The sequence below is a fragment of the Clostridia bacterium genome (assembly GCA_035628995.1).
In the GTDB taxonomy this organism is placed as follows: Bacteria; Bacillota; Clostridia; order Lutisporales; family Lutisporaceae; genus BRH-c25.
On the sequence record DASPIR010000023.1, the window covers coordinates 588799 to 599814 of the forward strand.

Annotated in this window: 10 protein-coding genes; 1 reads left to right on the forward strand and 9 read right to left on the reverse strand. The window is 38.8% G+C overall.

Features of this window, described 5'->3' with window-relative positions; genetic code table 11:
* Positions 1–89 precede the first annotated feature (89 nt).
* Together VEB00_09780 and VEB00_09785 are read right to left on the reverse strand one after the other, a co-directional pair.
* A complete protein-coding gene (locus VEB00_09780; GenBank protein ID HYF83301.1) occupies positions 90–983 on the reverse strand; it encodes a response regulator in 894 nt (297 codons plus the stop codon).
* A complete protein-coding gene (locus VEB00_09785; GenBank protein ID HYF83302.1) occupies positions 976–2274 on the reverse strand; it encodes a sensor histidine kinase in 1299 nt (432 codons plus the stop codon). The genes VEB00_09780 and VEB00_09785 overlap by 8 nt, the downstream gene beginning before the upstream one ends.
* Positions 2275–2513: 239 nt before the next feature.
* Here VEB00_09785 and VEB00_09790 point away from each other — a divergent pair, with 239 nt between their 5' ends.
* The gene (locus VEB00_09790; protein ID HYF83303.1) at positions 2514–3473 is read left to right on the forward strand and encodes an NlpC/P60 family protein; all 960 of its coding nucleotides are present in this window, start codon (positions 2514–2516) and stop codon (positions 3471–3473) included.
* Between the two features lie 23 nt (positions 3474–3496).
* Here VEB00_09790 and VEB00_09795 read toward each other — a convergent pair whose 3' ends face one another.
* The 7 genes from VEB00_09795 to VEB00_09825 all read right to left on the reverse strand — a co-directional run bounded on the left by VEB00_09795 (position 3497) and on the right by VEB00_09825 (position 10767).
* A complete protein-coding gene (locus tag VEB00_09795; GenBank protein HYF83304.1) occupies positions 3497–3877 on the reverse strand; it encodes a YkvA family protein in 381 nt (126 codons plus the stop codon).
* A gap of 235 nt (positions 3878–4112) precedes the next feature.
* Positions 4113–4826 (reverse strand): hypothetical protein, encoded by a 714-nt coding sequence (locus VEB00_09800; protein ID HYF83305.1) that lies wholly within the window; start codon positions 4824–4826, stop codon positions 4113–4115.
* A 271-nt stretch (positions 4827–5097) separates the two neighbouring features.
* Positions 5098–6375 carry a LysM peptidoglycan-binding domain-containing protein gene (locus VEB00_09805; protein HYF83306.1) on the reverse strand — a complete coding sequence of 426 codons (1278 nt, stop codon included), beginning with the start codon at positions 6373–6375 and terminating at the stop codon, positions 5098–5100.
* A 101-nt stretch (positions 6376–6476) separates the two neighbouring features.
* Positions 6477–7316 (reverse strand): phosphatase PAP2 family protein, encoded by an 840-nt coding sequence (locus VEB00_09810; protein HYF83307.1) that lies wholly within the window; start codon positions 7314–7316, stop codon positions 6477–6479.
* 158 nt (positions 7317–7474) lie between these two features.
* Positions 7475–8749, reverse strand: coding sequence for an MFS transporter (locus VEB00_09815; GenBank protein HYF83308.1), 1275 nt, complete (start codon positions 8747–8749; stop codon positions 7475–7477).
* A 39-nt stretch (positions 8750–8788) separates the two neighbouring features.
* A complete protein-coding gene (locus VEB00_09820) occupies positions 8789–9220 on the reverse strand; it encodes a MarR family transcriptional regulator (protein HYF83309.1) in 432 nt (143 codons plus the stop codon).
* Positions 9221–9513: 293 nt separating this feature from the next.
* Entirely contained in the window at positions 9514–10767 is a 1254-nt protein-coding gene (locus VEB00_09825) for a glyceraldehyde 3-phosphate dehydrogenase NAD-binding domain-containing protein (protein ID HYF83310.1), read from the reverse strand.
* Between the last annotated feature and the right edge of the window lie 249 nt (positions 10768–11016).

Sequence of the window (11016 nt, forward strand, 5' to 3'; positions counted from 1 at the left end):
TAATCATACTAACAAATAATAACAGGAAAATACACAAATATACAAAAATAGAATTGAAAATTTAGATAATTGATGCCGCGCAATATCAATCATGCATTCTGTTCCAGCATTACCAACAGTCTTTTTAGAAATGATTTAATATTTATTTTGCCGCTATACTTTGCCTTTCCTCTTATGTAGTCCATTTCAGCCTTCACATCCGCATAATCAAACAATGATGAGCTGTATAGAATGAACTTGTCATTACTGAAATCTTCTATCCCCATGGCTGCAATATTCTTCATAGCTTTGCCAACTGTTCTCCTCATTCTCATCTCAATTGCTTTGAAGTCACTTGCAGAACCTCTGCCTTCGGTCGAATATTTACTCTGCAGCAGCTTCAAAAGCTCGCTGAGCTGTGTCTCTTCCAGTGCTTCCTCCAGCTCAGCATCTTCAGATAATATGGTGCAGATTTTCATTATGTCTCTGCTCCCCAGGTCGCCCAATATGCCAAGGTCTGCCATTATCTGATTCAACGCCCTTTTTGCAGTATCCGCCTTTTTATCACAGTTCTCGCCACTGCTTATTCCCAGATTCATAACTGTAGACTCAATAGCTTTAAAGGTCTTTTTCAATGCAACGTATTCCTTGACTTTTTTTATTACATTCACTACCTCAATAACATTTATAGGCTTGCTGATAAAAAACTCAATTCCATACTCATAGGCCTTTGCTATCATGTCCTTGTCACTGACCTGTGAGATCATAATAAAAATGCTTCTTGCATTCAAGGATTTGACCTTTTTTATTATAGATATGCCATCCTGAAGTGGCAGCAATAGGTCTATCATCACAATATCCGGTTTGTGCCTGAGAATAATCTCCTCACCCAAAAGTCCATTATCAGCTTCAGCGCACACAACTCCAAGGTTGTACTGCTCTATTATGCTTGTAAGTACACGCCTGACCGTTATATCATCATCAATAACTATAAAGCTAGACATCCCTATCTTCCTCCTCACAAATTACTGAATCTGCCGGATACTCCAATCTGAAATCAGTAATACCACTCGTGCCATTATTTAAACTGACTTTTCCCCTTAAATGCTCTGAAAGCATCTTAATGTGTGTCAGCCCAAGGCCTGTTGAAACTTGTCCTGTCTCTGGGTTGAACTTTGTGGTATATCCCGGCTCAAAAATCAATTCCCGTTCCGTGTTCTTTATGCCCTTCCCATTGTCCTCAATACAGAAAACTGCCATATTATCACGCAGATAGCATCTGACCTTCACATAAGAATCGCTCCTAAAGCATGCTTCAATTGAGTTTTGAATCATATTATTAAGTATGGACATTATAATGAAATACTCACTTGTTCTAAAATCCTTTTCAAGGTCTAAAACAAGCTTTACATCCTTGTTTATCACTTCCAAGTATCTATTAAATATATCGCCTATAGTCTCAAATATTTCACTCATTCTCATTGTTTTGGAAACGTCACTTGCGGGCATGAGCTTTTCCATGCTTATCACAATTCTATTGTAATCCTTTTTTATTTCATGTATATCAATAGATAAATTCAGACAGTCTACTGTTATCTTGTTCAGTTCACCCTCGCCCATGGGGCTGTTTTCCTTAATTGTATTATAGATAGAATAGCTCTTGGCCATTGCACCCTCAATATCCTGCATTGACTTTTTAAGAAAGAAAATTTCAGATTTTAACTTTGCGGTTAGCAGCAATAGTTCCTTATACCTCCTCTGGTGTTCCTCCTTAGTTATAAACAAACTATAATATTTAATTATCCAGAACAGTGCCAATACAAGGCAGCTCCTGATTACTGCAGCCAACATGATCATGGAAAAAATAACATCAAAGGACTTAGTATTGAACTGATTTCTAATTATCAGCTCAAATAAATTCGAGACTATATCTGCAGTTGTTAACGCAACAATGAAATATATGGGCTTTTCGAACAGCTTCCTAAAACCTGCTCCCTCAATTATAATGCCATAGGAAATATAATACATAAGAGCAGGTATATGCTTATAAGCTGCTGCCTCAAAGCTCACTGCATTAGCAAACACATCTATGCCGACCCTTACAACTAAAACCGAAATTCCAGTTGCTATTGATGTGGCAACAATTGGCAGCGAGTGGAAATACAATAGCAGAAAAGTGAAAATTACAACCCCTACAGTGATTCTGAAATCTGTACCAAAAGGGTAGAAATTTACCTGTCCCATAAAAGCGGTAAATAAGCCGACCATCAACATTTCATTATATCTAATCTTCAAAGAAACAACCTCATTATCCTTTTTTTGTTGCATTTAGATAATTTTAGCTCCAAAATGCATGATTTTATAGTAATTATATCATAATATGGTATAGAGAATAAAATACGAATATTATTGTATGAAGTTGTAAATTCTGCCCAAATTGGATTTTTGTCTTTCTTTTTTGGACAAATTGTTATATAATTGTTACAGATGTGTTACATCTATATTATTTAGCACGAATATAGGAGGTAGATACGTTGAAAAGTAAAATTAGAAGCTTCTCACTAACATTAATATTAGTATCTTCCATATTATTCATGCTGACAACTGCAGTATATGCCGATATCGGCGACACTACTCTCAAGAAAGGCATGAAGCACCCTGACGTTGCGGCACTTCAGGAAAAGCTGAATATTCTAGGCTATTTCGATGAAGAAGAGTTTATAGATTCCTTTGGGGACAAAACAGAAGCGGCTCTTAAAGCCTTCCAGAAGGATGTCGGACTTAATCCGGATGCTATTGCAGGCAAAGAAACCTTTAGACTTCTCACTGTAAGAATCAAGCAGACCGAAATTATCCCTGAGAACTTTGAACCTATCAAAGAGGGAGACAGTGGGGATAAGGTAGTTGAATTAAAGAAAAAATTGAAGAATCTTGATATATATAAAGCTGAAATCAACTCCACTTATGACAAGGCTGCAGTAGCTGCCGTATTAGATTTTCAAAAGGCGAATGCACTTCCTCAGACTGGCATTGTAGATAGTGCCACACTTATTAAGCTTAATACTGTTGCTGATAAAAAGATAGCTGATAGAGCAAGCGCAAGCCGCAGACTGGTAAATGCTAAAGCAGTTGCTTATGCCAAGAATTATCTGGGCGTCCCTTACAAATGGGGTGCATCTTCTGGAAAAGCTTTTGATTGCTCCGGTTATGTAGTATATATAATGAAAAGATTCAATGTTAATCTGGAGCGAACTGCATCAAGCCAGTTTAATAGTGGAACGAAGGTTGACAGAGACGACCTTCAAGCAGGGGATTTAGTATTCTTTACTACCTACAAAAAAGGCCCCAGCCATGTGGGAATGTACATAGGTGACAATAAGTTCATACATGCAAGCTCCGGAGTTGACCGTGTAACTATTAACGATTTGAATATGAGTTACTATAAGAAAAGATACTTGGGAGCCAGAAGATATAATTTAACAGACAGTAAATAAGGATAGCAAATGCTATCCTTTTATTATGCCCATATTTTCAATAACAGCAGCCATATTACCGCTGCCCAGATCATTATAATTACTATTCCCGAAATCCAATTGTCAGGCCTCTTCCCCTCGTATTTTTCCTCAGCCTCCTTTCTGCACTCCTCTAGAACTTCACCAGGAATGAGCTTTACCATAAGTCCTATGCCCAAAGGCAGCAATACTAAATCATCAATATATCCCAATACAGGTATAAAATCCGGTATAAAATCAATAGGGCTAAGCGCATAGCCGATAATTACAGCCGCAAGGAGCTTTACATGCCATGGCGTTTCAGGTCTTCTGCAAGCGATATATATAGCCATTATATCCCTTTCTAACACTTTAGCCTTTGCTTTAAGTTCATCTATATACTTCAACTTTTAATCTCCCTCCAAAAAGTATTCATATCACTAATATGCAACTACTATTATAGTACAAAGAGCTAATATAAATAAGTAACAATTATTAGCTTTGAATATGGAGTTACCGAGTTTCCTGCAGAGACCGTAGAATATGAAGAGCTTGTGAGACTTGCTGACGCACGAATGTATAAAGAAAAGAAAAAGAACAAAAAACCTATCCAGTGATGGATAGGTTTTTATTTTTAAATATTTACTTCATCAGAAGCTCAATTTGAGTGTCACAACTTGGGCATACCCCAATAAAACTGTCATTCACATTGAAAAGTTCAAAAGCTTCGTTGCATTTGCTGCATTTTACCACACACTTTTTCATATACAGAAGAGTCCCAATGTACTTAACTTTGCTTCCTTTATACTTGTCAACAACCCTATCATATGCCTTACTTTCATTCTTGTCATACATAAGTTCGTTGCGAAGTGTTACAAACTTGATATTTTCTCCCTGAAGTGATTTCCTTTTTGACTCCATTTCCTTTATCTCTTCAGCTATCTCAAAAATCCTGTCCTGATTATAATTTATTTTCTGGCTAAGCTCGGTCAATATGTCAATGTTCTTGTGGTAATTAAAATACAAGCGGTACGCTTCCATATAATTTTCCTGATAGTTGAAATCATTGTGACAGAATCTGCACTGTTCAGCCTCAGGTATATCGAATTTCTCAACATAGGTGTTGCCTAAGCTGTCGCAGTATGGGCATACAATAATATATATTCTGTCAACAAAGTTTTCCTTCTCTAATTCGGAAAATAACCTGTCATGCTCTTCATTTGTAAGGTCCAACTGCTCTATGGATTTATCATACAGTACATCGTTCTCTTCATAAGTGACTAAGAGCTCCATGAACTTGTCGGCTTTAGCCTGTGGAAGCACCTTTTGCTGTTTGAGATACTCTATAAGATTCATTTTTCTTCCCCCCCTAGCTTTTATGCATTAAAGCATACATTAATTTGTCCATTCGATGAAGCGCAGCTTCATTGCTGACAGGCAATACCTTGCCTGGAAGGGACATATGGTTCAGAGATTTGCGGATTATGCAAACCCAGAGTGTATTTACTAATTCTGTATTCTATAAATAATTAAAATATCCTTTAAGTAAAGCCTATGTTAATAAAAAAATTTAATGCATGCATGAAAAAAAGGAGATATCCGGAATACAGCTATCTCCTCCTTGCCTTTATAATATTTTTCTAACATCATACAAGGAACTAAGCACAAGCCAGTTCTGTGGGAAGTAACGGCCAATGGTCCAGTAGCTTGCCCCGCCTAAATTGTACTGATTCAGCAGTCTCATTTTTGCTTCTATGCTGCGTGCATCGTCAAACCATACAACATGTTGCTTGCCATTATTATCAAAATAGTTGAAGAATGGTGCTTGGGATCTCATATCGTACTGAATTATTGCCCCTTCCCTCCTTGCCAGTTCCACAGCTGCAACATTTGAAATAGTTGCTGCCCTGCTCCCTGGCACATAAGGTATTACCCAATCGTAGCCGTAATTCGGTATGCCCATAAAAATCTTCTGCCTCGGAATAGCTGTCACCGCATAGTTAAGGACTTTTCTCACTTCTGTAATTGGTGCTACCGCCAAAGGCGGTCCAAAGGTATAACCCCATTCATACGTCATAAGAATCACATGGTCTGTAAGCGCCCCATGCACGGGATAATCATGAGCTTCATAAAGCAATCCCTTCTGCTCTGCTGAGGTTTTGGGTGCTACTGCCGTAGTAAGTGAATACCCAAGAGGATCCAAACGACTCTTGAGTTTTCTTAGGAAATTGTTATAGTCTTCTCTGTTTTCAGGATAAATATATTCAAAGTCCACATCCAAACCCGAATAATTTTTTGTTCTCATATTGTTTATTACATTAGTAATTAATGTATTCTGAACCTGTTCATTAGTCAGTATTGTCCTTGCCAGGTCGCTGTCAAACCCGCCGCCCGCCCGAAGATTTGTAATAACCATTAGCGGGGCAACCCTTGCTGCTCTTGCTGCCGTAATAATAGGCACATCATTAAGTGTCCCTATGCTCCCGTCGGGCCTGACCTCATAACTGAAAATACTTACATAAGTAAGGTAGGGCAGTGTTTTTCTCAATACATCCATATTAATGTTCGGGAATGTATATCCATTCACTTCAATAGTACCCAGCTTCTCTATGCCGGATGGTATTGTCAGTACCATTCCAATACTGATTGCCGCTGGATTGGTGATTCTATTCGCCGCCTGTATAGCAGCCACTGTCGTCCCATACTGTCTCGCTATTGAATACAGCGACTCTCCTGCCTTGACAGTATGTTGCCTTGTCCCCACCATGACAACAATGGTTTGGCCTATTACCAGGCTTTTGGTGATGTCTATCTCATTGTCCGAAGCAATTTTCGCCACTGGTACCCCATATCGCCTTGAAATTGAGTATAAGCTGTCTCCCGCTTTCACAACATGAATAACCAAATGCCATACACCTCTCAACCATATAATATAAAACACATATTCGAACATAGTATTCGTTATAGTATATGTTCCATTATATGGAATTGTTACTGTGAGGCATATTATTTTTCGTTCACTTTTAAAGTCTTAAAAAGCAGCGGAGCTGCTATAGTAATCCAGAGCAGCAGTATAAGGTATCTAAAAAAATCAGAAATTAGAATCTCAGGCAAAGCACTCTTCAAAGCCAGTCTTAAAGCATAGGCTACAGCTAAACCAAAAGATACCTTGAATATCTGCTGAAGAAAGCTCGCTTTCTCCTCGAATTTAATAAAGCGCGGTTCTATTAGATAGCCTATGAGCAGTCCGGTTAGAGCTCCGACTACTTTGTAATAATTGGCATCTTTAAATTCAAGCAATCCTATTAGTGCTAATGCAACTGCGATTATTAGTATGCTTTTATTCTTTTGCTTCCTTGATATCTCATAGACAGAGCTCCAGACAATTACCCAAACCACACCAATTATCATGCCCCCTGCCACATCCAAAGGAGTATGTACTCCAAGATAGAGTCTTGATATACCTACAAGTACTATTATCAATATCCCTATCATGTACAGCCAAGCACGCCTGAACTGCAGCATGAAAAAAAACCAGAGTGTTGTAGTATTCTGTGTGTGTCCGCTTGGGAAAGAATACCCTTCCGCCGTTTGAACTCTAAGTGACCTGATACCAGGTTCTCCTATAGGCCTTGGAATCTTCAAAAGATCCTTAACCCCACAATTGACAGTAGCACTTGTCAGTGTTAGAAAACCAAGCTTATAGCCCAGCTCTTTATCTATGCACCAATAGATTACTGCTGTGATAAACATAAAGAAAATGTCTTCCCCCATCATAGTAATCAATTGAAAAACAATGTCCAAGAAAGGATTTGAAAAAGACTGAATCAGCTTAATTAGCTCCATATCCCACTCCCCCGCCCTAAATAAAATCAAAATAATTGTTTCTAATGTATATGAAGATTCTACAATACTTCTCCTGCCACATCAACCGGTACCTTATATTTGGTACTTATTTTCATTTAATTACACTAGCAATAAAGAAATCCGGCTTATACCGGATTTTACATAGCTTTGTTTATTTGATTAACTACCCTCCTGTTGCACCTCTCCCGTACAAAAAACGCAGAGCTTCCTGCGAACCTTGCAACAGCTACCACATAAAGTGATATGTATATATTTGAATGCCTAAGCATAAAATCTCCAAACAGCGGTGCTACTGAAAGGGTTACGCTGGTCATAGTTGCATGAACCGCTACATACATGAGCCTGTTCTTATCCGGGGCTGCTTCAAGCAGCGAACTTAAAATAGTAGTTGTAGTACCCGATGTAAAAAAGCCCATTATTATACCTGCTACCGTCAGCACATACAGATTGGGTGACCACGCATACATTATCGGAGTTGCAGCCATTCCTGTAGTAGCCAGGGCGATTGCATAACAGTTGCCCTTCTTTGTGATAAGCCTTTCCCAGTATCCATAGCTCATGAACATTGCAATACCCGAGGATACATTTGATATAGTTATCCACGCCTCTGAAGCCCCCAGATACTTAATCTGATAAATACTGAAAAGCGGCCATCCCATCTGCCAGCCAAAATGAAACAGCATAGAACAGGATAGGAATAACACAAATCCTTTATTCTTGAAAATCTCTTGCAGTGAGCTCTTAACATCAATCTTTTCTGTTTCTACCGTATTGTTTTCCTTGATTTTCATCAGAGCTGCTATTTCATAAATTCCTAACAGGAAGGCAGCCACAAAGAATACCTGGTATATTACAATCGCTTTGGAATCAGTACTTCCCAGTCGTTCTATTACTTGTCCCAGAATCAGTAATGAAATGAAGCTCACAAGAGCAGAATATTTATTCTTTGATGCTATTGCAAAAGCTCTGTCCTTCTCCTTAAAAGCTTCTGCGGCAAAATTCTGCAATGCTGTAGTAGAAACAGACTCAGGAAAATTCATAAAACCTGCTAGCAGTACAAATGCCAAAGGCTTATATTGATCAGGAATAAAGGGTACAAACGCAAAGCTTAAAATAAAAAGTCTGCTCAAGAAAAAGAATATACCGGTGACCTTCTTCTTGCTAACAGCTCTGCTCATGAATACTATGCCAGGTATGATAGCAAATACCGCAACCATTCCCGGAAGAGCATTAAATAACGATACATGAAACTCTGATCCATTTAATCTGAATATGAATTTTTGTGCAAAGGGTTTATACATATTAGTTACTATAGTGAACAATACCCCATTTAATACATAATATTTAATATTGTTCGCCAACAGTTTATCTCCTGCAACCCTGCCTTTGATGCTCTGATGACGTTCCTTCAAACTACTTACCCCCTAACTGCAAAAAAATCTGCGTATCCGCTACAACTTGCTGCTCATCATTTCCAGATATGCAGTAAGCTTTATCTTATCATCTGCCTTCATTTCTTTGGTAACCTCTTCGAGATATGTACAACGCCTTGCTATGACTTCGCCGATAAGTTTAAATCCCTTATCCTCCACTTTAATCTTAATCGACCGTCTATCCTTGTTATCCCTTATCCTGGTTACCAGACAATTCTTCTCCATCCTGTCCACTAGATATGTAATAGTACTTGGAGCCAGGAAAAGCTTGCTGCTAAGGTCTCCAATTGTAAGTTCGCCTTCATCCTCAAGGACCTGAAGCGCATCAAACTGCGGCGGAGTTATATTAAAGTCCTGAAGTATTTCCCTGCCTTTTTTCTTTATGTTGAAACATATAGTGCGGAGTAGAATTTCCATTTTCTCAATATTTATTTCACTTGTTCGGTCCATTACTATTTCGCCCCTCACATCTTTCTACTCTCTTATATTTCGTGCCTCTAAGTATTATATGACTTTTTGTGGCAATAGGCAATAGGTACGAGGTGCGAGGTGCGAGGTGCGGGGAGTATGTTTTTGGGCTCGAGGCACGTGGCTCGTGGTTAAGCATGCCTTTGAAGAAAAGTCATTTGTATAATAGAAGCTCCAGTATCTCTACCGAAGCTTCTATTACATTAATATCGTGCTTATATAAGTCCTTCGAAGCCCTTCTATAATCCTCGAACCTCGAACCACGTACCCCGCACCTATATCATATTCTTATCTACATATACAGTTAGTTTCCCAAGACAGTTGACATAGTTGCCGAACTCGTTGTCATACCACCCAAATATCTTTGCGTGTGTGACAGGCAAATTGATGTCCTGTGTAGTATCTATGCCATACTCCCTTAAGGTCTCTGCATAAAGCGGCAAAAATCCCGTTCTTGTATGTGTTTCATGCCCCTCGATAATAGCTGCTGCCTGGCATCCTATCAAATCAGAGGATACATTCTGCTCTTCGCTGAATATAAGAAGGTCTTTCTGGGCGCCTGCTGCTGCCTTCCTATAAATACTATTAATAAACTCTCTGTTTATCTTCGGATCTCCGGTTTCGTTCAAGTCGGTCTGAAAGGTTATGTTTAACGAAATAAGTGATACCGTACTTGTAGGCACCCTTACCGAGTCAGCCATAAACCCTACCTTCTTGATTTCGGGGAGTATCTCTTCCAAAGCAATGGCAGCGCCTGTTGTTGTAGGAATAATATTGTTGAATACTGACCTGTTTCGCCTAAGATCCTTGGTGCCTGCTTCAGGAGCCGCATCCAGTATGTTTTGATTGTTTGTAGCAGAATGCACTGTAGACATTGATGCAGTTATTATCTTCGAAGTCTCTTCTGTCTCCAAAAGGGGCTTGATCATATGCGCCAACCCTGTTGTAGTACAGCTTGCCGCTGACAAAATGTGATGCTTTGCCGGGTCATAGCTCGCATGGTTTACACCGTATACAAACAATGCACTGTCATCAGGCATCTTTTGTGAGGAATCCTTTATCTTAAAAGGAGCACTTGCAATTACTTTCTCAGCCCCTGCCTCCAAATGGCCTCTGATGCTTCCCCTTGGGTTATCAGCAGGCTGTGCCGGGTCTAAAAATACGCCGGTGCAATCTACAACCAATCTTACTCCTTCTTTTGCCCAATCTATATTCCTTGGATTTCGTTCCTTTTTTAGTATCTTAACAGTAATACCATTCATTTCAAGAATACATTCAGCTTCATCCAATACCTTAACATCACAGGAGTTACCTGTGTATCCATACAGAAACCGATCAAGAGAACCGTAGGTGGAATCTGTAGTAAGATAACGAATAATGTCTTCAACCTTCCGGCCTACTTCACGTCCGGCATTTATTACTATTCCGTCAAAATGCCTTAAATTAAGATGATTCCATAGTGTAAGCTTACCTATTCTGCCTACTCCGTTTATACCAAGCAATCTTTTGCTTTTTAAAGGTACATTCATATAACCACTCCTTACTAGGTGAATTTGAAATTAAAACATCCATTTTTCAAAATACCGTTAATCAATTATCACATTAATTCTATCATATAGCACATTGCTTTTCAAAACCCAATTTATGCATATCATTCCCTTATTACCGCTTATTGTGCTATATCATTGAATTAATACTGTATGGTATAAATATCAATTGGGATAAAGCATTAACTTTGTATATCAGCGAACACTTATAAGTCTTTGGGTAACAGAATA

Coding starts and splice junctions, on each gene's coding strand:
- VEB00_09780 (HYF83301.1), bottom strand. CDS start 983: ATGTCTAGCTTTATAGTTATTGATGATGATATAACGGTCAGGCGTGTA.
- VEB00_09800 (HYF83305.1), bottom strand. CDS start 4,826: ATGAATCTTATAGAGTATCTCAAACAGCAAAAGGTGCTTCCACAGGCT.
- VEB00_09810 (HYF83307.1), bottom strand. CDS start 7,316: ATGGAGCTAATTAAGCTGATTCAGTCTTTTTCAAATCCTTTCTTGGAC.
- VEB00_09820 (HYF83309.1), bottom strand. CDS start 9,220: ATGGACCGAACAAGTGAAATAAATATTGAGAAAATGGAAATTCTACTC.
- VEB00_09825 (HYF83310.1), bottom strand. CDS start 10,767: ATGAATGTACCTTTAAAAAGCAAAAGATTGCTTGGTATAAACGGAGTA.